The organism is Myxococcus guangdongensis (assembly GCF_024198255.1).
GTDB lineage: Bacteria > Myxococcota > Myxococcia > Myxococcales > Myxococcaceae > Myxococcus > Myxococcus guangdongensis.
Map to the genome: position 1 here is coordinate 614,593 of NZ_JAJVKW010000005.1, position 24,941 is coordinate 639,533.

Genomic DNA, 24,941 nt, shown 5'->3' on the forward strand with positions numbered 1-24,941 from the left:
TAGAACGGGGACATGCCCCATCCGCGCGAAGCGACCTCGGACGACGCCGCGCTCCTCGCCCGCCTGCTGCGCGAGTCGTTCGAGGAGTACCGGGGCCGGCTGGAGCCTCCCTCCAGCGCCCACGGCAAGACGGAGGAGGCGGTCCGCCGCGAGCTGGAGGACGGCGGCGCGCTGGTGGCCGAGGCGGACACCGGTGACCCGGTGGGCTGTGTCTTCTTCCACGTGAAGCCGGACCACGTGTACCTGGACCGCCTCGCGGTGCTGCCCGCCCATCGTGGGCAGGGACTGGCCCGTCGGCTCGTCGACGCCGTGGAGGCGCGCGCCCGCGCGGCGGGACGGGACAGGGTGCGCCTCTGCGTCCGGCTCGTGTTGACGGACCACCATGTCTGGTATGGCCGGCTCGGCTACCAACTCCACTCGCGGGGCACCCACCCGGGCTTCCTCGCGCCTACCTTCCTCGTCCTGGAGAAGCACCTCTGAGCCGAGCGAGACTGGAGGTCTTCCGCCGCATGCGTGGGGAGATGTGCGGTGGTGTGTCTTCTGATTCGGCGTGAGAATGGAGATTTCCGCCCCCTCTCCTTCTTGAGTGTGGACCCTGGCCACCTTCGCGCAGAGACTCCCCGTTGACGAAATCGCGCGTCGGCATTCCATTGTTGGGGTTCTGATGGCGTTGGGGCGTGGTGGAAGTAAGGAGCTCTCGAATGGTCGGCGATTCACGGGACGGTAAGTCCCAGCCGGATGAAACAACCGCGGGCCCCAACGAGCCGGATGGCGGAGGCGCCCCTGTGTTCGGCGGGGTGTCCGAGGCGGAGCTCGACGTCTTCGTCAGCAAGCTGCGCACGGACAAGAACCCCCGCGTGGCGGCGGCGGCGAGCGCCCGTGCCCGCAACGACGTGAATGAAGAGCGGCTGCACAAGGGTGTGCGTCGCTCGCTCGTGTCCTCCGTGCTGGTGGAGGAGGACGCCACGCCCACGCCGGTGATCGCGGCGAACCATTCCTGGTTCCTCGCGCTGGGCGCCCAGCCCTCGGGGCCCTTCGACGCAGAGGCCCTCAAGGAGCCGTGGGCGCGCGGTGAGCTGAGGCCGGACACGCTGTGCTGGCGCGCGGGCTTCCAGGCCTGGGTGCCGGTGAGCCAGGTGCCGGAGCTGGTGGAAACGCTGATGCCGGCGACGCAGGAGCTCAGCGCGGCCCTGGACGCCGCCCTGACGGAGCTGCCGGGCGCGCCGTCGCTCGCGGCCGTGAGCGAGGCGGATGTCTCGGGCATCCCCGCGTGGGCCGTCGTGGCCTCCGCGTCGGAGCCGAGCGCTCCTGTGCCGAGCGCCTCGATGCCGGTGGATCCGGTGGGCGCGCACGCGGTGCTGGCCGAGGTCACCGCCGCCACCGAGCAGGTCGAGGCGAAGTGGAGGCTGGGGGGCTGGTGGTTCACGCTGGCCGGCGGGGTCGCCGGAGGCGTCACCGTGGCCATCGTCATGGGCCTGTTCGGTTCAGGGGGCGGGGTCTCTCATCTCCTGTCCCGCCTGCCCGCGCTCATGAAGTCCGAGCCGCCTGTTGCGCCCGCTCCCGCCCCGGTGGTTCCGGCTGCGCCCGCCGTGGCGCCGGTGCCCACGGAGCTCTCGGTGGCGCCCGTCCTCGTCGAGCCTCCTCCCGGAGTCGCGGCGAAGCCTCCCGCGCCCGTCGTGGACGATGCGCTCGCGCGCTCGGCCGTGGGGACGCCCGGCCCTGGCGCCGTGATTCCGGCAGGGGGCGCCGTGGCCGCCGCCGCGGCGTCGAGTGGGTCCGCGCGTCCCTCGCTCACCGGGGTCGTCACGGTGGAGCGGGGTGGCTCGGTGCCCGTGGTGCCCGCGTCGGGTGGAAGCCTCGCTTCGGAGGTGAGCGGCATCTCCCGCACGTCGCGCCAGGAGCGGGACGTGGAGTCCGCGCCGCCCGTGGCGCAGGGCTTCCGCGTCGCCGACGTGAAGCTGTCATCCCGGCCCACCGCGCCCGCCCCCACGCCCGCCGCCGCGCCCGAGGCGGCGGATGATGACTTGAGTGACTTGGAGAACGACCTGGGACCGGACGCGGCCTACGCGCGCGAGCTGTCGGGCCCGGCGTCGGGGACGCGCAAGCGTGAGCCGCCGCCGTCCGTCTACATCCCGCCGGTGGCGCCCATCCAGAACCCGCGCCTGTCGCTGACCCAGTCGGACGTCTTCGAAGTCGTTCTCGCCAAGAAGGGCGAGGTCACCGCGTGCGCGAACGTGAAGCCGCGCCCGGTGGACGAGGGCACGCGCGTCGTCGTGCGCTGGTCCGTCCTCCCCAGTGGCGAGGTGTCCGAGGTCGTCACCGAGACGGCGTCACTGAGGGGCACGTCGTTCGCTCGCTGCATCGAGGCCAAGGTCCGTGCGTGGGACTTCCCCAAGCACCAGGAGCAGGGGGGGCCCGTGCGCTTCCCGTTCGTGTTCTGAAGCCCACCGACAGGAGAGCGCCCATGCCTGCATACGTCGTCGTCGAAATCGCGGTGCATGACGTGCAGACGTATGAGCGCTACCGGCAACTGGCGCCGCCCTCCATCGCGCGGTACGGCGGGCGCTACCTGGTCCGGGGCGGGGCGACGGAGGCCCTCGAGGGGACGTGGCAGCCGCCGCGCTTCGTCCTCCTCGAGTTCCCCAACATCGAGCAGGCCCGCTCCTGGTGGTCCTCGCCCGAGTACGCCGCCGCGAAGGCGCTGCGTCATGCGAGCGCGAACACGATGATGTTGTTGATGGACGGACTGCCGCTCGACGAGGGTCTCCCGGTGGTCGGCGGCGTCTCCACGTTGGCGCCCTGAGCGGGCCCGCCGGGCGAATCGGAGTAGCCTCCAGGTCCGAGCCCGTCCCGCGCGTCGTCCCGGCGCGAGCGGAGCGGTGCGAACTGGAGCGTCATGTCCGCCGAGCCTGTCCTGCGTCGTGGGCTTCTTGCCCTCGCTCTCGCCGCCTGTCTGTCATTGGCCTGTGATGACGGCGACCCCGTCGTCGAGGAGGACATCCTCGCGCGCCTGTCCGCCATCCCCGGGCTGACGGTGAGAGAAGAGGCCCTGGACGCGCAGTTCCCCGCGTCCGCCCGCTTCTTCGTCATGGAGCTGGAACAGCCCGCGGACCACACCCGTCCGGACGGCCCGCGCTTCCGTCAGCGCATGACGCTGCTGCATGTCTCCAGCGACAACCCCATGGTGCTCTACGCGGGCGGCTACTTCGTCTCGCTCCAGGCCTCGCGGCGCGAGCCCACGCAGCTGCTCGACGCCAACCAGCTCTCCATCGAGCACCGCTTCTTCGGCCCCAGCCGCCCCGTGCCCACGGACTGGAGCCTGCTCACCATCAAGCAGTCCGCGGACGACTTCCACCGCATCGTCGAGGCCTTCAAGCCGCTGTATCCCCGCAAGTGGATCTCCACCGGCGGCAGCAAGGGCGGCGAGACGATGGTGTTCTTCCGGCGCTTCTACCCGGACGACGTGGACGGGACGGTGGCGTACGTGGCGCCCATCGCCCGCTACGACGACGCGCGCTTCGTCGCCTTCCAGGAGTCCGTCGGCACCGCCGCGTGCCGCGAGCGCTTGAAGTCCTTCCAGCGCGCGGCCCTCTCCCGGCGAGAGGCGCTGCAGGCGCAGATGGAGACCCGTGCCCGCGAGCGGGAGCTCTCCTTCACGCACCTGGGCCTGGAGCGCGCCTTCGAGCACGCCCTCATCGAGCACTACTTCTACTTCTGGCAGTACGACAGCCTCTCGCGCTGCGACACCGTGCCCCCGGCCACCGCCAGCGACACCGCGCTCATGGACGAACTGGACGGGCGGGTGGGGCTCGGCTTCTTCTCCGACGCGGACGTGGATGCCTACGGGCCCTACTACTACCAGTCCGCCACGGAGCTGGGCTTCCCCCGGCCGTTCGAGGCACACCTCACGGACCTGCTCCGCTTCCCGGGCACCGACGTGCCGGCGTCGTACCTGCCGCAAGGTGTGACGGCCACCTTCGTCCAGGACGCCATGCCGGACATCCAGGCCTGGGTGTCACGCGAGGGCGAGCGCTTGATGTTCATCTATGGCGGGCAGGACCCGTGGACGGCGGCGGCCTACGAGCTGGGCGGGGCGCGCGAGTCCGCGCTGTTCTCCGTGCCCGCGGGCAACCATGGCGCGCGCATCTCCCAGCTGCCCGTCGCCGAACGCAACGAGGCCCAGGCACTCCTTCGCCAGTGGGCTGGCGCGGAGTCCCGGGCCTCGGGACTGCAATCACAATCCTGGCGACTGGAGCCGGAGGGCGAGGAGTTCGGTCCCCGTCCTCCCGGCTCGCGCCAGCGCTAGTTCACGCCGACGGCGGTCCAGCTCTCCTTCACCTTCGCCACCTCGGCCGAGTCCGCGCCGTAGAGGTCCGTGGCCGCCTGCAGGGTGGCGGTGCGGGCCTGGGCGAACGTGGTGTTCGGCGTCATGTAGTGGGCGAGGGCGCGGTAGTAGATCTTCAGGCCCTTGTCCATGCCGATGCCGTCCTTGACCTCGATCTGCGAGGTGCGGTTCGTGCCGCCGTTGGCCAGCAGGTAGAACGCGTTGTTCGCGATGCCGCTGGAGCCGTGGACCTCGGTCTGCTTCGGGTAGTCCTTGTAGTTGTCGATGGAGTACCCGTCCTTCTTCGGGTCGTCCATGTAGCGCAGGCCGTCCTCGGAGTCGCCGTTCGTCGGCGTCCAGGCCGTCTCGCCCACCGTCCAGTTGAACTTCACGGCCGGGTTCTTCGTGGACGCGTACCACTCCACGCCCGCGCCCATGATGTCGCTGAACGCCTCGTTCAGGCCGCCCGACTCGTTGCGGTAGATGAGGCCGGCGGTGCGCTCCGTCAGGCCGTGGGCGATCTCATGGCCCGCGATGTCCAGCGCGGTGAGCGGGCCGGACGTCTTGCCGTCGCCGTCGCCGTAGCTCATCTTCGTGCCGTCCCAGAACGCGTTCACGTAGTTGGTGCGCACGTGGACGAAGGAGTTGAGCGCCTCGCCCGCGCCGTCGATGGAGTCACGACCCAGCACGTCCTTGAGGAAGTCGTACGTCATCGCCGCGCCGTAGTGCGCGTCCACGCCCGCCTTGGTGCGCGCGCCGTCGGTGGCCTCGCCCCAGACGTCGTTGTCGTCCGTCAGCTGCGTCTTGCCCGACGCCGTCGACTTGTTCATCGCGTCGTAGGTGTTCACGCCCTTGCCGCGCGTGCTGTCCTCGAGCGTGTACGTGCCGTCCGGCTGCTGCTTGGTGTCCAGCGCCACCTTGCCGCTGTACAGCGACGTGTCGTCCGCCTTGCTGCCGGGCTCGGGGGGGACTTCCTTCGGGGTGATGCTGATGCCCCAGCCGTTGAGCGAGCCCGTGTCGAACTTGACCTTGTCCTCGACCGTCAGCGTCCACTCGCCCTTGGTGGACTCACCGGCGAAGTCGCTCAGGTCGAACGTGCCCTTCACGTCGTCCGTGCTGCCGCCCGTGCGGTTGTGCACCACGGCGCTCTTGCCGGAGGGGCTGGTCAGCGTGACCTTCAGGTCGCCCTTGAACGTGTGGGCGATGTCCAGGTCCAGCTTCAGGCTGTCGATGGTCGCGTCCTGGTCGATGGTGACCTTGGACGTGACGGTCGACTTGTCGAGGATCTCCGCCTTGGTGGTGTTGGTCGCGGAGATCTGCCCGGCCGCGACGCCCGCCTTCGGCAGGCCCTTGTTGGAGCCGTAGAAGCCGCCGATCTCGTTGTACGACTCGAAGATCTTCCCGGTGTTCGCATCCACCAGGTAGTTCATCTTGCGGGGGCGGTCCTGGCCCTCGATCTGCGACAGCTGCACGCGGTAGGCGGAGTGATACTCGCCGGCCTTGTCCTGGTAGATGACGCGCTCGGCGTGCGGCTGCTTGTCCGGCTTCGCGCCGAACTCCTTGCGCGCGATGTCGATGGCGGACTGGGTGTTCAGCTTGGGCAGCTCCTTGCCCAGGCCCTCGGGGACCACGGACTGCTCGCCGGTGACGCTCGTCACCTGGCCGTCCTTGCCCAGGTGCGTGATGACCTGCTCACCGAAGACCTTCACGCCCTCGTGAACGCGGTCCAGACGCACGTGCGTCATGCCCAGCGCGTCCTTCTCCACGTTGGCGGCCGCGAACGCCGGCTGCTGCGCCATGAGCGTCTGCGCGCCCTTGAGCGGGTTGAGGTGGGTGAGCGCCGTCTGCACGGCCTTCTGCGCCTCGGGGCTCTGCAGCGCCAGGCGGCCGGGGCCCGCGGGGGCCTGCGTCAGCGTCTTCTCCGCGCGCGCCAGGTCCGTCGTGCGCGCCGAGGGGCCGAAGCCGTCCTTGGTCTGCAGCGGGGCGTTGGCCGCCTTCGCGGTGTTCTTGGGCTGCGTCTCCGTGGTCGCGGGACGAACGCTGACGGGCTTGGTGTCGACTCGGCGGATGGTCATTTCAAAGCTCATTCACAGCGGGGGATGCGAGAATTGTCGCACCCACGTCACATGGAGTTTCCGCTCCCCCTGCTGCGACGCGCCAATTCGGGTTTGTCGGCTTGTTTCAGCCCGTGTTTCAGTGTTTTCACGCGGTTTTGAGGACGCGGAGTGTTGTCCGTAACTCCGGGGGTGCGAGTCGCCCCCGGCGGATTTCCGGACCGCGAAGCCGAATTAACCGTGAATTATCCCAGGATTTTTCCAGCCTCACCGGCATGGAAAGAGGCCCTTCCGGGGCTTGGGGGAGGATCAGGGCCCGCCGAAGAAGGACGCCTCGAGCACGCGCACGAAGAGGTTGCAGGCGGCGTGGAAGAGGGCGGCGCCGACGACGGTGCCGGTGCGCTCGCGCATCCAGCCAAACAGCAGGGCGGGGAAGAAGACCGACAGCCGCCAGGTCTGGAAGATGGCCAGGTGGCCCAGGGCGAAGAGCAGGGCGGTCACCCAGAAGGCGGGTCCCAGCCGGGCGCCGAGGAACTTGCGGCCCTGGGGCCAGGCGTCTCTCAGGCGCGCTTGCAGATAGCCCCGGTAGAAGAACTCCTCGGGCAGGGCCACGACGAAGAGCTGATCCACCACCCACTCGCCGAAGCGCGGCGGCAGCCGGAGGCGGAAGTGGACCTCGCCGCCCAGGGGCGTGAGGTGGCGCGCGAGCGCCTCGGGCAGGTGGGGGAGGACTTCGGCGAACCCGGCGAACGCCAGGAAGAAGAGCGGGCCCACCAGCGCGGAGACCTTCAGGAACAACACCAGATCTTCACGCCACGCGCGGGCGGACAGGCCGTAGTCGCGGTAGTCCTCGTCCCGCCAGCGCATGGGGATGAGGGGCAGGTAGAGGAAGCCCACCGTGGCGACCAGCTTGGGGATGCTGGTGCCGCCGAAGGCGAGGAACGCGGCGATGATGCCCGCGAAGCCCAGGGCCCACAGGCCCACGGCTTCCTGCACGGCGCTGGGGCGCCAGGGAGTCGCCACCGACTGCTGGGTCATGGTCCGTCCGCGGAGGCGAGCGTCACCTTCACCTCGCCCATGGGCAGCACCCTGCAACCGCGCCGGGTGCGCTGCACCACCACCGCCACCAGCCTGCCGTCCCCGTCGAACACGGGGCTGCCGGGAGGAAGCGCGAGGGGCACGTCATAGAAGGGCGCCGGCGCGCGAGAGACCTGGGCCGCCTCCGGCTTCGCGGGACGACCCCGGGTGCCGGGCACCACGCCCACCACCCAGCGTCCCTCCAGGCTGTCGCCGTCCTTGAGCAGCCGCACCGCCACGGCCGGGTACGTGCCATCCGGGGCCGCGACGACGGCGACCTTCAGCGCGCCGTTGGCGAGCAGGACGCGCGCGGGCAGGGCCTGCCCCGCGTGTTCGACGGTGGCGACCTGGAGGCCGACATACTCCTCGCCCACGGGCTCCACGGAGGTGAGCACCTGGCCCGCGGCGCCCACGATGACGCCGTGTCCGGTGCGCTGGGGGCCGCTGACCTTCACCACGGAGCGGGTGTGCTGCTCCAGCACGCGCTGGAGGTCCGCGCGTGAGGGCCGCGCCTTGTCCGCCGCGAAGGCGGGCAGGGCGAGGAGACACAGTGAGAGGACGAGCGGGGACAGGCGGGACATCGGCGCGCGGGGGAGCCTATCACCGCCCGGCGCGCAGCGCGGTGAGGAAGCGCTCCGCGCTCTGGGTGTTGAGCACGTCCTGCTTGCGGGCCCAGCCCCGCCGGGCCGTGGCGACCCCGAAGGCCAGGTTGGCCAGGTCCTCGCGGCGGTGCGCGTCGCAGCTCACCACCAGCTTCACGCCCAGCTGGACGGCCTTGCGGACATATTCGGCCTTGATGTCCAGCCGCGCGGGCTTGCCGTTGATCTCCACCGCGACGCCGCGCCGGGCGGCGTGCTCGAGCACCTCTTCCATGCGCAGGGGATAGGGCTCGCGGCTCTGGAGCAGCCGTCCGGTGGGGTGCCCGAGGATGTGCATGTGGGGGTTGTCCAACGCGGTGAGGACCCGCTTCGTCATCTGGTCCTCGTCCATGGAGTGGCGCACGTGGATGGAGGCGATGACCACCTCCAGCTTCTCGAGCACCTTGTCGTCGTAGTCGAGCGCGCCGGACTCGAGGATGTCCACCTCGATGCCCTTGAGCAGGCGCACGCCCGGGACGGCGGCGTTGACGCGGTCGATCTCCTCCCACTGGCGCTCGAGCGCTTCGACCTTGAGGCCGCCCGCGTAGATGGCCGCCTCGCTGTGCTCGGTGATGGTGAGGTACTTCAACCCCAGGGCCTTGGCGGCGAGCGCCATCTCCTCGAGCGTGTTGCGGCCGTCGGACCATGTGGAGTGGGCGTGCACGGCGCCCTGGAGGTCCTCCATCGTGACCAGGTCCGTGGGCAGCTTGCCCGCGCGCGCGGCCTCCACCTCGCCGTTGTCCTCGCGCAGCTCCGGCGGGACGAACTGCATGTCGAGCAGCGCGTAGAGCGCGGCCTCGTCCGCGACGGGCAGCTTGGTGCCGTCGTCGCGGTGCACGCCCCACTCGGAGATCTTCATGCCGCGCTCGTGGCCCAGGCTGCGCAGGCGGATGTGATGGGCCTTGGAGCCGGTGAAGTGGTGCAGGGCGGTGGCGAAGTCCTCGTCGGGGAGCACGCGCAGGTCGACCTGGAGGTCGCCGGCCTCCATGCGCACGGAGCACTTGCTGTCGCCCTTGCCAATGAGGGTGGCCACGCCGGGGGAGGTCGCCAGCGCGTCCAGCACGGGACCGGGGTCCGCGGCGGAGGCGATGATGTCCACGTCCGCCACCGTCTCGGCGCGGCGGCGCACGCTGCCGCCCAGGCTGGCGCGGATGACTCCGGGCGAGGCGCGTACGCGCTCCAGCAGCGCCTCCGCGATGGGGAGCACGTCGCCCAGGAGCTTTCGCTCTCCGCGCGCGCGTCGGTACAGGGTGATGCCCTCGAGGATCTTCGCCTGGCTCTTCTCGCCGAAGCCCTTCAGCTGCTTCACGCGGCCCTCGCGGCAGGCCTGCTCGAGCTCTTCGACGCTCCCGATGCCCAGCTCCTTCCAGAGCGTGGCGACCTTGCGCGGGCCGATGTCCGGCAGCTTCATCAGCTCCAGGAGTCCGGGAGGGAACTTCGCCCGCAGCTCCTCGAAGTAGGTCATCCGTCCGGTGGTCACCAACTCGGTGATCTTCTCGGCGAGCGCGGGGCCGATGCCCGGCAGGCTCTCCAGGCGCCCCTCGGAGACGAGCGTCCCCAACTCTTGGGTGAGGCCGAGGATGCGGTCGGCCCCCATGTCGTAGGCACGGGAGCGGAAGCCGTTCTCGCCCTGGAGCTGGAGCAGGAGGGAGATGTCCCGGAGGACCTGGGCAACGGTGGCTTTGTCGACGATGGGCGCGGTCACGTCAGAGGTCACCTGGAAGAAGGTAATGCCCGGGGAACGGGGGTGCAGCTTGCTTCTCGTTGTGGGAAAAGGGCGGCGATGACGAAGATCAAGCTCGGACCGGCGGACTTCGCCGAGAAGGAAATGCGCGGCTACGAAGTCGGCAAGCGCAATGTCTGCATCGCGAAGATTCACGGCCGTTACAAGGGCCTTGATGATTGGTGCAACCACGCGGGCTGTCTGCTGTCCGGCGGACGCCTCGAGGACAACATGGTCGTCTGCCCCTGTCATGAGGTCGGCTTCGACATGGACACGGGGAAGAACGAGACCTCGCCTGGGGTCTGTGACGACCAGCCGACAGTGAGCGTCGAGGTCGAGGACGGCACCCTCGTCCTCGAGCTCCCCGACAACACCTGACGTGCCCCGGCACCGGAGTCACCTCCTCATGGCACACGACGACCATGACCACGGCGGCACGCCGCCCTCGCATCGGCACGAGCACCCCCACACCCATGAGGATGGCGTGGTGCATTCCCACGAACACGCCCATGAGCACGAGCACGCCCATGCGCATGGCGCCGAGCACGGGAAGGACCCCGCGCATGACCACGGGCACGCGCATGACCACGGGCACGGCCACGGCCACAGCCATGACCACAGCCAAGGTCATGACCATGGGCACTCGCATGACCATGGCCACAGCCACGCGCATGACCACGGGCACAGCCATGACCACGGCCACAGCCATGACCACGGGCACGCGCACAGCCACGGACAGCCCGTGCACGGTGGTGAGGGAGGTGTCGCGCAGGAGCACAAGTCGCGTGCGCCCGTGCATGTCAGCACCTTCGTGGTGACGTGCTCCGACAGTCGCGATGCCTCACGTGACGCGAGTGGTCGGGTGCTGCGCGAGGGCCTCGAGTCCGCGGGCCACGGCGTCGCCGGCTACCTCGTCGTGAAGGACGACCCGGAGGCCATCCGGAAGGCGGTGGCGGAGGCCCAGTCGGTGGGGGCCCGGGCCCTCCTCTTCACGGGGGGCACCGGCATCGGTCGACGCGACACCACCGTGGAGACGCTGCGCGGCCTGTTCGAGAAGGAGCTCCCCGGCTTCGGTGAGCTGTTCCGCATGCTCTCGTACAAGCAGATCGGCAGCCCGGCCATGATGTCGCGCGCGACCGCGGGCACGTACCAGGGAATGATCATCTTCGCCCTGCCGGGCTCGCCGCAGGCCGTACGACTCGCGCTGGAGGCGCTCATCCTCCCCGAGCTGGGCCACGCCGTACGGGAGCTGACCCGGTAACGAACGCGCGGGATTTTCATCGCGTGAGAACTGTTACGGTTTTCCCTTATTGCTGGGGCTTTGAGGATTGACCCACGGGAAATGTTTACGCAGAGTATACGCAATTCGCTGCTCTGTCGCGAATAGGTCCCGTTGGTCGTCCCTTCAAAGTTGACCCTCCCGGAGAGGAGGAGCCCCATGCATATGAAACGACTGGGTTCGTTGGCGTTGATGCTTGGCTGTGTCTCGGCGTACGCGAAGGCGCCGGAGCGCGAGGTGTGGATCACCCTCGGCGCGGATGCCGTCACGGAGGTGAACGCCGCGTTCATCGTCGCCGGAGAGCGGGTCCCCTCGCTGGCGGGGCGCAAGGGCGACGTGGTCGCGATGAAGCTGCCCGAGTCGCGCATCGACCTCGTCTCCGAGGTGATGCACGAGAAGCTCAAGCGCTGCGGCGGCTTCCTCTACCACGACACGGAGGCGGACGCGCTGGCGGAGCTGACCCACGACGGCGCGCCGCAGCTGGCCCCCTCGCTGGCCGTGACGTACTCGTTGGACAAGGCCCCGGTGGTCAACACGCTCATCGGCAACATGGCCGAGTCGAACATCCGGACCAACATCCAGCACCTCTCCAGCTACCCCACGCGCTACTACACCTCCACCACGGGCGTGCAGGCCGCCACGTGGGTGCGTGACTTGTGGGCGGGCTACGCCGGTGCTCGCGCCCAGACGGGCGGGGATGTCACCGTGGAGCTCTTCACCCACGCCGCGTGGGCGCAGCCGTCCGTCATCCTGACCATCAAGGGCACGCAGCAGGTGCCGGTGGGGGACGAGGAGATCGTCGTCCTGGGTGGCCACCTGGACTCCACCAACCTGTCGGGCACCCTGGCCCCGGGCGCTGACGACAACGCGTCCGGCATCTCCACGCTCTCCGAGGTCATCCGCGTGGCGATGGCGGCCAACTACCAGCCGCTGCGCACGGTGAAGTTCATGGCGTACGCCGCCGAGGAAGTGGGTCTGCGCGGCTCCAAGGAGATCGCCGACAAGGCCAAGAACGACGGCGACAAGGTCGTCGGCGTCCTCCAGCTCGACATGACGAACTACAAGGGCTCCGTGGCCGACGTCGTGCTGATGACGGACTTCACCAACGCGGCGCAGAACGCGTTCATCGGCAGCCTCATCTCCACCTACGTCGCCGGCGTGCAGCAGTCGACCTCGGCCTGCGGCTATGGCTGCTCGGACCACGCGTCCTGGAACGCGGCGGGCTTCGCGGCCTCCATTCCGTTCGAGTCGATGATGGGCCAGCACAACAGCACCATCCACACCGCCAACGACACCCTCGCGGTGAGCAACAACAACGCGAACCACGCGCTCAAGTTCGCCAAGGTCGCCGGCTCGTACATGGTCGAGCTCGCCAAGGGCTCCGCGACGCTGTCCGACCCCGTGCCGCCCACCGTGGCCCTCACCGCTCCGACGACGGGCACCACCGTGTCCGGCACCGTCACCGCCAGCGCCACCGCGCAGGACAACCAGGGCATCAGCCGCGTGGAGTTCCTGGTGGACGGCGCCGTCGTCGGCACCGCCACCACGTCCCCGTACTCCATCGCGTGGAACACCGCCGTCATCGCCAATGGCAGCCACGCCGTCGTTGCCCGGGCCTATGACCTCATCGGCAACACCACGGACAGCGCCGCCGTCACGGTGACGACCAGCAACTCCTCGGGCAACGCCATCTATGACCCGGTGCTGCGCGTCCCGCGCTGCGCGAACGTGTCCAACATGTGTGACTCCACCACGCTGCTCGTCGGCCGCGCGAGCCTGGGGCCCGAGGCGAACGGCCCCAACACCGTCAACAACTCGTGCACGGACGGCGTCAACGGCTTCTTCCACGTCGATGAGTCGAATGACCGCATCAAGGTCTCCACCGTCAGCGGCAACCCCTTCGCCGCCGGTGAGACGGTGCTCATCGAGGCCACGGTGTATGCGCTCGCCGCGCGTCCCGACAAGCTGGACCTGTTCCACGCTCCCGACGCGAACAACCCGGTGTGGACGAAGATCACCACCCTCGCTCCGCCGGCCGGTGGCCAGCACACGCTGTCGGCGACCTTCACGCTGCCGGCGGGTGCCAACCAGGTCGTGAGGGCGCACTTCCGCAAGCAGGGCAGCGCCACGCCGTGCACCACGGGGGCCTACGACGACCACGACGACATCGTGTTCGCCGTGAACCCGTAGTCATCGCGTAGGATGCCCTCCCGCGCCTCCTCCCGAATCGGTGGAGGAGGCGCGGGACTCCCGGGCCCGGAGGGGCTCGGGAAGCGTGGGCGGCGGGCCGCCGTTCCAGGAACATTTGGGAGCCCCGACGTGACACGCCGCTCGAAGACGCACCCTGGCCTGAGCCCTCGGGCGGTGCAGCACCTGCGCCCCCGGCTCGACGCCGTGCTGGCCTCCACGGATGCCCGCGCCCGCATCGGGTTCGACCCGGTGGAGTTCCCCCACCGCTACCAGGATGCCCGCGACATCGAGGTCGCCGCGCTGCTCGCCGCCTGTCTGGCCTACGGGCGCGCGGACCTGTTCCGCCCCAAGGTGGACTCGCTCCTGAAGCGGATGGGCCCGTCTCCCGCGGCCTTCGTGCGGACGCTGGACATCGCCGGCGCCAAGGCCCTGCTGACGGGCTTCGTCTACCGCTTCAACGTGGGCACCGACCTGGCGGTGTTGCTGCTCGGCATGGGGCAGGCGCTGCGGGAGCACGGCAGCCTGGAGGCGCTGTTCGTGAGGGGCCTGGAAGCCGAGGGCTCGCTGCACGGCGGCTTGAGTGCCTTCACCACCGCGCTGCGTCGCATCCCCATGGAGCCCTTGCGCAAGGCGATGGGCCCCGAGCGGGGGCTTCATCACCTGCTGCCCTCACCCCTGGGGCCGGGCGCCGCCAAGCGGTTGAACCTGTTCCTGCGGTGGATGGTCCGGGGCCCGGACACGGTGGACTTCGGTCTCTGGAAGCGGGTGCCCGCGTCGGCGCTGCTGATTCCGTTGGACACGCACATCGGCCGCATCGCCGGACACCTGGGCCTGACGCGTCGCACGGATTTGACATGGCGGACGGCGGAGGAGGTCACGGCGTCGTTGCGGGCGTTGGATGCGGCCGACCCCGTCCGCTACGACTTCGCGCTCTGCCACTATGGGATGAGTGGCGCGTGTCCGGCCCGGCCCCTCCCGGAGAACTGCGAGCGGTGTCCGCTCCTGCTTGCCTGCCAGGTCGGGCCAGACGTGGTGGCGGGGGCGACCCGACGGGTCCCGAGGACCTCGCGGCTCAAGGGCCGCGCAATGTCGGGTGGGGAACGTCGTTGATTCCTGCATGAGGGAACGCTGCAATCCGTCCGGGTGTCTGCGTGTCAATTCCACGGGGACATCAGGGCCTGCCCGGGCCGAGGAGCGTGATGCGGTGCTCGCGACACTGGTGTCGGTGCCTCCGGCGGTGGCGGAAGCGGTGGAGCGCGGCCTGCGCGCGTCGGGGGCGAGCCCGTCCTGCCATGTGTTGAGCGTGACGGGGGCCGATGTCATCGCCTCTCCAGTGGAGGAGGGGCTCCTGGTGACGTGGGATGCGGGAGGGCCGCTGGACGTCCTGCTCGAGGACGTGCGCCGCCTGCATGCGCTGCGCGTGGTGGCTCGCACGCACCTGGTGGTGCTCACCTCGCGGGACGACGCGCAGACCGAGGCGCTGGCGGAGGCGGGCGCGGACGAGTGCGTGGCCGCGGTGGGGTCGGGCTGGGGCACGCGGGTGGTGGCGCTGCGTCGACGGCTGGCATCGGAGACGGACGCGCATGACGTCCGAGCCTTGCGCCGCGCCAACACGTTCCTGCGCAGCGCGCTGGACGCGGTGCCGGAGCCGCTCTTCGTCAAGGACCGACAGCACCGCTGGGTGGCGGTCAACCACGCCTTCTGCGGCGTCATGGGCCATCCGGCGGAGGCGCTGCTGGGGCGCTCCGACCACGCGTTCGTCGCCGCGCACGAGGCGGACAGCTTCTGGCGCAACGATGAGCGGGTGTTCCTCACCGGCGTCGCCGACGAGAGCGAGGAGACGCTCACCGACAGGACAGGGCTGGCCCGCGTCCTGGTGACGAAGAAGGCCGTGTTCGACGGCGCGGGGGAGAACTTCCTCGTCTGCATCATCCGGGACATCACGGACCAGAAGCGTCTGGAGTCGCAGCTGCTGCTCGCCGAGCGGATGGCGTCGGTGGGCACGCTGGCCGCCGGCGTGGCGCACGAGATCAACAACCCGCTGGCCTATGTCAGCTCCAACCTCGCGTACGTGAGGGATCTGCTCGCGCTGCCGGAGCTGTCCGCGGAGCAGCTGCCGGAGCTGCGGGAGGTGGTGGCGGAGGCGCTCGACGGCGCGGGCCGCGTCTGCGCCATCGTCCGGGACTTGCGCACGTTCGCCCGGGGCGACGAGGAGCGACATGGTCCGGTGGACGTGGTGCGGGCGGTGGAGGGCGCGCTGCGACTGGTGCGCAACGAGCTGACGCACCGGGCGCGCATGGTGTGCACCCTCGAGCGCGTGCCGCCCGTGCACGGCAACGAGGTGCGGTTGGGACAGGTGGTGCTCAACCTGCTGGTCAACGCGCTCCAGTCGTTGCCCGAGCGGCCGGCCGAGGAGAACCGCGTGCGCGTCAGCCTGCGCACCGGACGCGCCGGACAGGTGGAGCTGGAGGTCGGCGACAACGGGCACGGCATGGCGCCGGAGGTGCAACGGCGCATCTTCGACCCGTTCTTCACCACGAGGCCGGTGGGGGAGGGCACGGGGTTGGGGTTGTCCATCTGTCTCACGCTGGTGCAGGCGATGGGTGGGCGCATCGAGGTGAGCAGCGCGCAGGGGTGGGGCAGCACCTTCCGCGTGGTGTTGCCCGCGCTCGCGGTGGGCACTGTCGCGGCGCCGGAGTCTCCGGTGCTGGGCAACGTGGTGCCGCTGGCGATGCGACGCAGGCTCCTGCTCATCGACGACGAGCCCTCCGTGGGCAATTCGGTGAGCCGGCTGGTGCGGGACGTGTATGAGGTGCACGCGGTGCAGGACGCGCGCGAGGCGCTGCGACGGTTGTCCACGGGCGAGCGATTCGATGCCATCCTGTGTGACCTGATGATGCCGGGCATGAGCGGAATGGACTTCGTGGTGGAACTGGAGCGGCTGGCGCCGGAGCTGGTGCTGCGCACCGGGCTGATGACGGGTGGGGCCTTCACCGCGCAGGCGCGGGAGTTCGTGGGGCGCCACTCGCGAGGGCTCTTGGAGAAGCCCTTCGAGCGCGAGCGCCTGTGCACCTTCGTGGAGCACCTGTTCCCATGAAGCGCAAGACGTGGCGGTGGATGGGCATCGGCCTGTTGGCGATGCTCGGGGCCCTGGTGTTCGTGGGCGCCGACTGGCTTCGAGGGTTGTCCTTCGTCGTGCGCGCCGCGGGGATGCAGGGCCCGGTGCCGGAGGCGGTGGCGGGCTTTCGCGACACTCCGTTCGAGAAGCGCGAGCTGCGGGTCCCCACCCGGCACGGCGAGGTCCGCGCGCGGCTGTATCGACCGCGCGAGGTCCGGGGGCGCACGGTGGTGTTGACCTCGGGCGTGCACGCGGATGGCATCGACGAGCCGCGTCTGGTGAAGCTGGCGGAGGACCTGGCCCGGGGCGGTCAGATGGTGCTCTCGCCCGAGCCGCCGGACCTGCTGCGCTACGAAATCACCCCGCGCCTCCCGGACGTCATCGAGGACGCGGCGCTGTGGGTGAGTGGCCGCGAGGACCTGGCTCCGGGTGGGAAGGTGGACCTGTTCGGCATCAGCTTCTCGGGAGGGCTCTCCGTGGTGGCCGCGGGACGGCCCGCGCTCCGGGACAAGGTGGCCTCCACGCTCTCGTTCGGAGGCCATGGGGACCTGCCCCGGGTGCTGACCTTCCTGTGCAGCGGCCAGCTCCCCGACGGCTCGCATCTGACGCCGCATGACTATGGCGTGGTCATCATCCTGCTCAACGTGGCGGACCGACTGGTGCCACCCGCGCAGGTGGAGCCGCTGCGCGAGGGCATCCGCACGTTCCTGCGGGCCTCGCATCAGACGCAGACGGACCGCAAGCTGGCGGAGGAGACGTTCGCGCACGCGCGGGTGCTGGAGACGCGGATGCTCGAGCCCGCGTCGACGTTGATGGGTTACGTGAACCTGAGGAACGTGGCGGCGCTGGGGCCGTTGTTGCTGCCGCTGGTGCGTGAGTTCGCCGCGGACCCGTCGATGTCTCCGGCCCGCTCACCCGCGCCGGCCGCGCCCGTCTATCTGCTGCATGGCCTGGGCGACACGGTGATTCCGTCGATGGAGTCCGTGTTGCTGGCCCAGGCGCTGCGGCCGTACACGGAGGTCCATCAGCTCTCCACTCCGCTCATCAGCCACGCGGAGGTGGACAAGAAGGCGGGCGCGGCGGACATGGTGCGGATGGTCGGCTTCTGGTCGAGCCTGTTGGACGAGTGAGGCACCAACTCAGCACTCGCGCGCGACGCTCACCGCCGTGCGCACGCCGCCCACCGCCGTGGCCAGGGTGCTCTGTCCGGGGAACGCCGAGTCGCCCACCAGCCACAAGCCCTCCATGACGCGCAGCGGGCCCAGCTGTCGGTAGTGGCTCAGGCCCGCGCGACGGGGCACGCCGCCCACCGCGCCGGACTCCCGCTGGGTGAAGCGCTGGAAGGTGCGCGGAGACGCCGGGAGGACCCGTGTGACGTGGGGCATCCACTCGGGCGCGAGCTGCTCCAGGGACTCGCGCATGCGCGTCTGGATGTCCGCGATGTAGCGGGCCTGCTCCTCGGTGGGCATCGCTCCCAGCTTGCGCAGGGGGACATGCGTGGACGTCGTCACCGTGCGATGCCCCTCGGGCGCGCGGCCCGTGTCCTCCTCGCCGCTGATGGACATGAAGACGTGGTTGCCTTCAATGAACGGGGCTTGTTCGTCGCGCACGAGCTCCAGGTGGCTCGCCTCGCGTGACACCGTGTCCGGAGCCTTGATGACGAGATAGAGCATCGCCGCGCCCCAACCCTCGGCGACCCGCTCCGACAACACACGCATGGCGCTGACGCGCTCGGGAGACAGACCCGCGAGACGCATCAATCCTCCCGGAAGCAGGTTGGCCACCACGTGCCGGGCTCGGAGCACTCCTCGACGGGTGTCCACCTTCCAGTGCCCTTCCTGACGAGACAGGCCCTTCACACGGTTCGCGAACATCAGCGTTCCGCCGCGTGCCTCCATCGCTCGGGCCAGGGCCCACGCGAGCTGTCCGATGCCTCCCCGGACGTGGCCCGTGCCTCGCCAGTAATAGTCCATCGCCGCGAGCGCGAAGGGCGTCTCCGCTTCCGCGGCCGAGCACTGCACGGTGATTTGACAGAGGGCATCCAGGTACGTGCGCAGCGGGGTGAAGCGCGAGAGGCCCAGGTGCTCGAGCACTGCTCCGAGCGGACGACCGAGCCACCTCGCGAGGGGCGCATAGCGATGCAGTCGCGCGGCGTGGCGGAAGAGCGCGCGGAGGTCGAAGGGTGGCAACAGGTCCGGGTCATCGAACATGGACCAGAGCGCGCCGGCCACCTGGGACTGGAGCTCGAACAGGCGACGAATCGCGGGAGCGGGGGCTTCCGGCAGGGCGCACAGGGACTCGATGAACCGGGCGCGCGCTCGTGTCACCGGCAACCGCAGTCCGGGCGTGCGCAGCTCCACCACGGGGTCCAACCAGTCCACCGTGACGTCCATCGCATGCTCGCGAATCCAGCGGCCGAAGAGTTGATGAGGCTCGAAGCCGGAGAACAACGTCGCGCCGGACTCGAACGCGAAGCCCCCGCGACGAAACGTGCTGGCGCAGCCGCCGGGATAGCTGAGCGATTCGCACAGCGCCACGCGCGCGCCTCTCCGGGTCAGCTCCAGCGCCGTGGCGAGCCCTCCGAAACCCGCGCCCACCACCACCACGTCGTAATCCAAGTCCGACATCTCCAGGTCGAGTCCAGGGGCGGACCTCCTAACGAGTCCACGCCAGTCGGTCGACTCTTTCGTCACAAGGGTGGTGCGTCCGACACTGATGCGCGCACGGGCCTCGCGGGAGTACGCCACGACTCGCCCCGGAGCGAGCCGTGGAATTCGCGGGGAGAAATCGTTTCGATTCGAGGGAGGAGTCAGGAGGCTGGAGCAGGGAGGGCGTAGACTGTTGTCGACTGCTCACTGAAAGGGCTCCCGTGCACCGCCTCCTCGCCGTCCTCTGCCTCGTGCTCGTGGCTGGTTGCGCCTCCGCCCCAAAGAGCAACCCGGAGCCCAAGGCCGCCGCGCCGGAGCCCTCGAAGCGGCCTCCGTTCCTCAATCCGGCTGAAATCATGAAGCGCATCGAGGACTCGCCGGTGACGTATCGCGTGGACGGGAAGGACTCGCCGCCGGGCGGCTGGGCGGACCAGCTCTGGCCGCAGCGGGTGGCTTCGCTCGAGGCGCCGCGCGTGGTGGAGCAACAGGGTGAGCGCGTCATCGTCGAGTGGCCCGAGAGCCCCGAGGTGCGCGCGCTGCTCGACGCGGCTGAACCGCACTTCCAGGCCAAGCGCTACGAGGAGGCGGGGGCGTTGTACGAGAAGGCCACGAGCGTGTGCCCGCAGTGCTATTTCGCGTGGAACTTCCGCGGCGACGCGGCGTACTTCGCGGGCGACGCGACCACCGCGCTCGGGCACTACCAGCAGGCCACGCGCCTCAACCCGAATGACCACCGCTCGTGGTTCTTCCAGGGCAACGCGCTCGCGCGGCTCGGCCGCTTCGAGGAGGCCCTGGAGTCGTGGGCGTGGTGCCTGGTGCTCAACCCGCGCTACCCCGTCATCCGCCAGTTCTTCCGCGCCAACGTGGGGCTGGGGCTGGTGGTGCGCGAGGACGTCATCGTCCCTCGCGGCTACGCGGAGCGGGCCGGCGAGGAGATCTCCATCCAGTTCGACCCCGACCACGACCCGGCGTGGTTCGCCTTCGCCAACTGCAAGGCGCTGTGGCTGGGCGAGCCGTCACACCGCCAGGAGATGACGGGTACCACGAAGGAGCACTTCACGTCGGTGGAGGAGCTGGAGTGCCTGGGCTCGGCGCTGCTCGTCCACGAGAACCAGAAGAAGAAGGGGGAGACGGAGCGCTCGGACCCCACGCTCGAACGACTGTCCCGCATCACCGAGGAGGGCTTGTTGATGCAGGCGGTGCTCTTCGAGGTGGGGGCCCGGGTGCACCCCCAGGTCGTGCTCACCCTCGATGACGACATGCGCCAGCGCCTCAAGACCTACGTGCTCAAGCACGTGCTGGTGCCGGCGTCATCGGTGGACAAGTACGACCTGTGAGGCACGACCGCGCGACTAGCGCGGCAGCTTGAAGCGGAGCGTGAACACGTAGGAGACGCTCACGGCCTTGCCCTGGAACTTCACCGGGCTGTAGCGCCGGGTGTGCAGCGCCTCCGTCACGTGCTCGTCCATGTGCGCCATGCCCTTGATGATGCGGCAGTCGCGCACGTCGCCCTCGCGGGTGATGACGCACTTGGCGATGACGGTGCCCTCCACACGCGCCATGCGGGCCTGCTCCGTGTAGTCGAGCGGCTGGCCGCCCATGAGCACCGGTGGCGTCATGCCTCCGCCGAACGGGATGACGTCCTCGCCCGTACCCTCACCCATTCCGCCCGGGGGCAGGCCGGGGACGTAGGGCAGCCCGATGACCGTGCTGTCCGGGTCTCCGTCCGGGTGTCCTCCCGGGACGCCCGTGGGCTCGGTGTCACCCGTGTCCGTCGTGTTCGCCACCGGCTCCGGCTCCACGTCGGCGGGCTTGGGGTCTACCGGCATCGGGTTGATCTGCGTGGGGAAGGTGTCGCGCTTGGGCTTGCGCGTCTTGGGCGGCGGGGCCTGCGTCTTGGGCTGCGCCGGCGCCGTGTAGCCCTTGGCCACCTGCGGACGCGCCGTGAGCTTCATGACGATATCCGGCTCCGGCTCGGGTGCCACTTCGGTGGGCCGCGCGGAGATGACCAGGACCGCGCCGAAGAGCGCCGCGTGCACGGCGATGGACCACGACATCCCCGCTCCCAGACGCCCAGCTCGCTGCCGCTCGATGACCGACTTGAACATGGAAGGCCTCCTCCCCGATTGGGCACTCCCGGAGGTCCACCACGCCATGCGGCGTCTCTCCGGCGTGGGCCTCTTGGCTTCGGAGTGCCCCGTCCACGCAGGATTCAAACTACGAAGTCCCGGGTGAGCGATGGCGAAGGGCCGTCCATCCGTTGGTCATGGTTGCGTCATGGTGACGAGACCTCCATCCGGTACCCCACACCGCGCAGCGTGTGGATGCTGAAACCGGAGGCGCTCGTCCAACCGAGCTTCTTCTTCAGACTGGAGACGAAGTTGTCCACCGTGCGCGGGTCCACCACCACGTCACGGCCCCACACCGCGTCCAGGATTTCGCCGCGGGGCAGCGCGCGCTCGCGGTGACGCAAGAGGTAGGCGAGCAGGTCGAACTCCGTGCGCGTCAGCTCCACGCCCACGCCATCCGGCTTCGTCACCGTGCGGCGTCCCAAATCCAACGAGTACCCGCCGAACGTCGTCACCTGCGCCGGCGCCGTGCCCGCGCGGCGCACCAACGCGCCCACGCGCGCGAGCAGCTCCCGCAGTCGGTAGGGCTTGGTGAGGTAGTCCTGCGCCCCCGCCTCGAACCCCCGGACGATGTCGTCCTCGAGCGAGCGCGCGGTGAGCATCATCACCAGGCTCTTCACCCCTTGCGCCCGCAGGCGACGGCAGAAGCTGTAGCCGTCCTCGCCCGGGAGCATGACGTCCAGGATGAGCAGGTCGAACTCGCGCTCGCGCAAGAGCGGCTCCGCGTCGCGCGCGCTGGGGGCCTCGGAGACGACGTAGCCCTCGTCCAACAGGTTGTCCCGGAGGCCCACGCGCAGGTGCGCGTCGTCCTCGACGATGAGGATGGTGGGGCGGGTGGTGGAGGGTGGTGAGGTGGTGGTCATCGACGCGGCTCGTGAAAGGTCAGCGCGAACGTGGTGCCCTCGGGCGTGGACGAGGCCACCTGGATGTCGCCGTGGTGCAGCTTCATGATTTTGCGGCAGAGCGCCAGTCCCAGGCCGCTACCGTGGACATCCTGTCCGGCAGGCGTCAACCGATAGAAGTCCTGGAAGACGTTCTCCCATTCATAGTCCGGGATGCCCACGCCGTTGTCGCGGAAGAGCACGGTGCACCCGTGGCCCTCAATCACCCGGGCGCTCACCGACAGGCGCACCGGCGTGCGTTGGTTGTAGGCACACGCGTTGCGGCCCAGGTTGGAGAAGAGCAGCCGCAGGAGCGTGGGGTCCGCCTCCAGCTCCGCGTCGTTCAGGTCCGTGGTCAGCTCCACCGGCGTGGACGTGGCCGCGGCCAGGTCGTCGCGCAGCGGGTTGACCAGCTCCTCCAGCCGCACCCGCGAGGGGCGCAGCGTCCAGCGCCCCTTGTCGATGCGGTTGAACGACAGGATGTTCTCCACCAGGAAGTGCAACCCGTCCGCGGCCTGGACGATGCGCGTCGGGTAGTCGCGCACCTCGGGCGCGTGCGCGAGCTTGCGCTCCAGCGTCTCGCCCATCAACCGGATGGAGGCCAGGGGCGTGCGCAGCTCGTGGGACACGGTGGCCACGAAGTCGCTCTTGAGCTCCAGGAAGCGGTACTTGCGCTGCTGCGACACGACGGCCAGCGCGACGATGGCCGCGGCCAGCACGCCGCACACCGCCACCAGCAGCGTCTTCAGGCCGTAGCGCGCCTCGATGTCCACCTCCGCGCGGGACCACTCGGGCAGGTCCACGCGCACGGGCAGCTCGCGGGCCGGAATCGCCGGGCGGTCACCCACCAGCCGCACCTGACCGCCGTTGCCGAACAGTCCGCGCGCCCGCATGTCCTCGGCGATGGGGACCAGCTGCGCGGCGACGTCCACCGCGATGCCGTAGACGACCTCGCCCCGGGGCTCCACGTACCACTGCTGGCCCAGCAGCGTGGGCTCCACCAGTTGCTCGGGCATCACCAGCGCGCCGGCGCCCGTCTCGCGCGAGCGCTCCAGGAAGTCTCCCATGGGCTCGCCCAGGGCGCTGCTCAACAGGAGGATGCGCGCCTGCAGGAAGTCGAAGTCCGCCTGCGTGAAGCGCGAGCGCTCGCGCAGCAGGTCACGCTGCAGCCCCGCACCCCGGCCGATGCCGCCGAACTCCTCCGGCAATCCCTCGCGCAGCAGCGAGCGCACCAGCGGCGTGGAGCGGGCGCCTTGCTGCAGGTGCTCCACCGCCAGCAGCAGGAAGGGCAGCTCCTGGTCCGCGGGCAGCGCGTGGTTGGCGTGGTAGCGCAGGAGCTCCTCCACCAAGGCCGTGGCGCGAGCGGCGCTGCCCTCCCGGAGCGCGGACTCAGCCGCGCGCAGTCGGGCCAGGCGCGCCTCCCACGGGCCGGGCGTGGCGCCGTCGCGGAGGTGGTCCGCGAGCGTCTCGTACAGCGCGCGCGCGGGCATGTCGTGGCCGGGCAGGGGGCGGGTGAGGCGGGGGAGGAACTGGTGGCCCCGGAACTGGAGGTAGAAGCCCTCGCCCGGCGCGAGCGGGTTGTCCACGGCGGCGTGGATGGCGGAGACCTGCTCCTCCAGCTGACGCGCGAGCACCTGGCGCAGCGACTCCGTGGCGGCGTGCGCCAGCGCGTCCCGGCGTGAGCGCACCTGCGCGTGCGCGTCCTCGCGCTCGCGCGTGAAGATGCGCTGGAGGCTCACCAGCCCCCAACCGAGGGCGAGGAGCCCACAGCCCAGGGCCACGAGGGTGGGGAGGAGCCGGCGCAGCATGCGTTTTCGCTGCGGGCCACTATCGCACAGCCCCCGGCTTCCGGAGGTCTTTCACATCACCCCCGGGGACGGGTCGAGTGTCCCTGGTGGGCGGACGGCCGGGCTCGCGGTCCACGGGAGGACAGCCGCGAGGGGAGGGGACTGGCCGACGACGCGAGAGGGTGCCGAGCTTGCGTCGTGGGCCCGAGGAGTCCACGCGGGGCCCTCACTCAAAATGGAGGGAGGTCCACCCATGTACTTTCCCCTGTCACGGCTGTCCCCCGAAGGGCCGGTGGTGCTGTGGGGGGGAGAGCTTCCCTCCGGTGGTCTCAAATACCTCACCTTCTCCCGCTACCTGGAGACGGTGCCGGAGGGTGCGTGCGGACTCGTGGAGCTGTCGGGCTCCTCGTCCTCGCTCGCGCTCGACGCGCTGGGCCGAGAACGAGGCCTGCCCGTGCTCGCGCTCACCGACACCGCTGGCGCCGCGTACCTGAGAGACCAGGGCTTCGGCGGCGAGGTGCGCACCGTGCGCCGCCTGTCCGAGGCCTGGGAGGTGGCCCTGGGCTACGAGCGTCAGGGCTGGTGCTGGCCCCGGCAGCTCTCCAACGGCGCCCTCGTGGGGTGCGTGGAGGGCTGGGCCGGAGAGCTGCGCGAGTTCGTCCGGGACGCCTTCCCCTCCGTGCGGCGGGTGGTGTGCGGTTTCGGCACCGGCGCCACGCTGGTGGGCCTGCACCGCGCCTTCACGCCCGAGGGGTACGAGGTGGTGGGCCTCCAACCCGCCAAGGGCTCGTCGCTGCCGGGCTGGCGCAGATGGCAGGAGCAGAACCTGGGCAAGGAGGACCTGTTCCATCCCCACCGCGAGGAGGTGGTGCTGGAGACCGCAGCCCCCAAGCACTCCGACAGCCTCGCCGCGCTCTTGACGTATGCTCGCGCGGAGACGCACCCGGAGGAGATGCTCGTCATCGGACACAACGCCCGCCCTCCTTTCGGGTGACAAGGCGGCCTCAAATTCGCGTCTGGGAATAATCCTAGACGCGAATTCCTGGCATTGGCCGTCAGGCTTAGCGTCTATCCTGGGTTTGCTGGCACCCTG

General features: G+C 69.9%; 20 protein-coding genes. 12 read left to right on the top strand and 8 right to left on the bottom strand.

Annotated features, from left to right (window positions below):
• The first annotated feature begins 12 nt into the window (after positions 1-12).
• The 4 genes from LXT21_RS19100 to LXT21_RS19115 all read left to right on the top strand — a co-directional run bounded on the left by LXT21_RS19100 (position 13) and on the right by LXT21_RS19115 (position 4,306).
• The gene (locus LXT21_RS19100; RefSeq protein WP_254039564.1) at positions 13-480 is read left to right on the top strand and encodes a GNAT family N-acetyltransferase; all 468 of its coding nucleotides are present in this window, start codon (positions 13-15) and stop codon (positions 478-480) included.
• Between the two features lie 221 nt (positions 481-701).
• Entirely contained in the window at positions 702-2,441 is a 1,740-nt protein-coding gene (locus LXT21_RS19105) for a GYF domain-containing protein (RefSeq protein ID WP_254039565.1), read from the top strand.
• A 23-nt stretch (positions 2,442-2,464) separates the two neighbouring features.
• The gene (locus LXT21_RS19110; protein WP_254039566.1) at positions 2,465-2,803 is read left to right on the top strand and encodes a DUF1330 domain-containing protein; all 339 of its coding nucleotides are present in this window, start codon (positions 2,465-2,467) and stop codon (positions 2,801-2,803) included.
• A gap of 93 nt (positions 2,804-2,896) precedes the next feature.
• A complete protein-coding gene (locus LXT21_RS19115) occupies positions 2,897-4,306 on the top strand; it encodes a S28 family serine protease (RefSeq protein ID WP_254039567.1) in 1,410 nt (469 codons plus the stop codon).
• Here LXT21_RS19115 and LXT21_RS19120 read toward each other — a convergent pair.
• From LXT21_RS19120 to polX, 4 genes are all read right to left on the bottom strand, one after another.
• Positions 4,303-6,399: a M4 family metallopeptidase gene (locus LXT21_RS19120; protein ID WP_254039568.1), complete on the bottom strand. Its 2,097-nt coding sequence runs from the start codon at positions 6,397-6,399 to the stop codon at positions 4,303-4,305. The genes LXT21_RS19115 and LXT21_RS19120 overlap by 4 nt on opposite strands.
• A 288-nt stretch (positions 6,400-6,687) precedes the next feature.
• Positions 6,688-7,416 carry a myxosortase MrtX gene (gene mrtX / locus LXT21_RS19125; RefSeq protein ID WP_254039569.1) on the bottom strand — a complete coding sequence of 243 codons (729 nt, stop codon included), beginning with the start codon at positions 7,414-7,416 and terminating at the stop codon, positions 6,688-6,690.
• On the bottom strand, positions 7,413-8,036 hold the full coding sequence (locus tag LXT21_RS19130; RefSeq protein WP_254039570.1) for an MXAN_2756 family trypsin-like serine endoprotease: 624 nt from the start codon (positions 8,034-8,036) through the stop codon (positions 7,413-7,415). The genes mrtX and LXT21_RS19130 overlap by 4 nt, the downstream gene beginning before the upstream one ends.
• Positions 8,037-8,055: 19 nt before the next feature.
• The gene (polX, locus tag LXT21_RS19135) at positions 8,056-9,798 is read right to left on the bottom strand and encodes a DNA polymerase/3'-5' exonuclease PolX (protein ID WP_254039571.1); all 1,743 of its coding nucleotides are present in this window, start codon (positions 9,796-9,798) and stop codon (positions 8,056-8,058) included.
• A gap of 78 nt (positions 9,799-9,876) precedes the next feature.
• On the opposite strand from polX, the gene LXT21_RS19140 reads away from it, so the two are divergent.
• The 6 genes from LXT21_RS19140 (at position 9,877) to LXT21_RS19170 (ending at position 17,533) form a co-directional block, all read left to right on the top strand.
• Positions 9,877-10,194, top strand: coding sequence for a Rieske (2Fe-2S) protein (locus LXT21_RS19140; RefSeq protein WP_254039572.1), 318 nt, complete (start codon positions 9,877-9,879; stop codon positions 10,192-10,194).
• Positions 10,195-10,609: 415 nt separating this feature from the next.
• A complete protein-coding gene (locus LXT21_RS19150; protein ID WP_254039671.1) occupies positions 10,610-11,077 on the top strand; it encodes a MogA/MoaB family molybdenum cofactor biosynthesis protein in 468 nt (155 codons plus the stop codon).
• A gap of 177 nt (positions 11,078-11,254) precedes the next feature.
• Positions 11,255-13,285: a M20/M25/M40 family metallo-hydrolase gene (locus tag LXT21_RS19155; protein WP_254039573.1), complete on the top strand. Its 2,031-nt coding sequence runs from the start codon at positions 11,255-11,257 to the stop codon at positions 13,283-13,285.
• A gap of 129 nt (positions 13,286-13,414) precedes the next feature.
• Positions 13,415-14,395, top strand: coding sequence for a TIGR02757 family protein (locus LXT21_RS19160; RefSeq protein ID WP_254039574.1), 981 nt, complete (start codon positions 13,415-13,417; stop codon positions 14,393-14,395).
• Positions 14,396-14,489: 94 nt separating this feature from the next.
• On the top strand, positions 14,490-16,382 hold the full coding sequence (locus LXT21_RS19165; protein ID WP_254039575.1) for an ATP-binding protein: 1,893 nt from the start codon (positions 14,490-14,492) through the stop codon (positions 16,380-16,382).
• Positions 16,379-17,533 carry a hypothetical protein gene (locus LXT21_RS19170; RefSeq protein WP_254039576.1) on the top strand — a complete coding sequence of 385 codons (1,155 nt, stop codon included), beginning with the start codon at positions 16,379-16,381 and terminating at the stop codon, positions 17,531-17,533. The genes LXT21_RS19165 and LXT21_RS19170 overlap by 4 nt, the downstream gene beginning before the upstream one ends.
• 9 nt (positions 17,534-17,542) lie before the next feature.
• Here LXT21_RS19170 and LXT21_RS19175 read toward each other — a convergent pair whose 3' ends face one another.
• Positions 17,543-19,030, bottom strand: a complete 1,488-nt coding sequence (locus LXT21_RS19175) for a phytoene desaturase family protein (protein ID WP_254039577.1) — start codon at positions 19,028-19,030, stop codon at positions 17,543-17,545.
• A 242-nt stretch (positions 19,031-19,272) separates the two neighbouring features.
• Here LXT21_RS19175 and LXT21_RS19180 point away from each other — a divergent pair, with 242 nt between their 5' ends.
• A complete protein-coding gene (locus LXT21_RS19180; protein ID WP_254039578.1) occupies positions 19,273-20,388 on the top strand; it encodes a tetratricopeptide repeat protein in 1,116 nt (371 codons plus the stop codon).
• 15 nt (positions 20,389-20,403) lie between these two features.
• On the opposite strand, the gene LXT21_RS19185 is transcribed toward LXT21_RS19180, so the two are convergent.
• From LXT21_RS19185 to LXT21_RS19195, 3 genes are all read right to left on the bottom strand, one after another.
• Positions 20,404-21,159: an energy transducer TonB gene (locus LXT21_RS19185; protein WP_254039579.1), complete on the bottom strand. Its 756-nt coding sequence runs from the start codon at positions 21,157-21,159 to the stop codon at positions 20,404-20,406.
• A gap of 167 nt (positions 21,160-21,326) precedes the next feature.
• Positions 21,327-22,043 carry a response regulator transcription factor gene (locus LXT21_RS19190; RefSeq protein WP_074957595.1) on the bottom strand — a complete coding sequence of 239 codons (717 nt, stop codon included), beginning with the start codon at positions 22,041-22,043 and terminating at the stop codon, positions 21,327-21,329.
• Positions 22,040-23,869 carry a sensor histidine kinase gene (locus LXT21_RS19195; RefSeq protein WP_254039580.1) on the bottom strand — a complete coding sequence of 610 codons (1,830 nt, stop codon included), beginning with the start codon at positions 23,867-23,869 and terminating at the stop codon, positions 22,040-22,042. Before LXT21_RS19195 ends, LXT21_RS19190 begins: the two co-directional genes overlap by 4 nt.
• A 232-nt stretch (positions 23,870-24,101) precedes the next feature.
• On the opposite strand from LXT21_RS19195, the gene LXT21_RS19200 reads away from it, so the two are divergent.
• Positions 24,102-24,842, top strand: a complete 741-nt coding sequence (locus tag LXT21_RS19200) for a PLP-dependent lyase/thiolase (protein WP_254039581.1) — start codon at positions 24,102-24,104, stop codon at positions 24,840-24,842.
• The last annotated feature ends 99 nt before the right edge of the window (positions 24,843-24,941 follow it).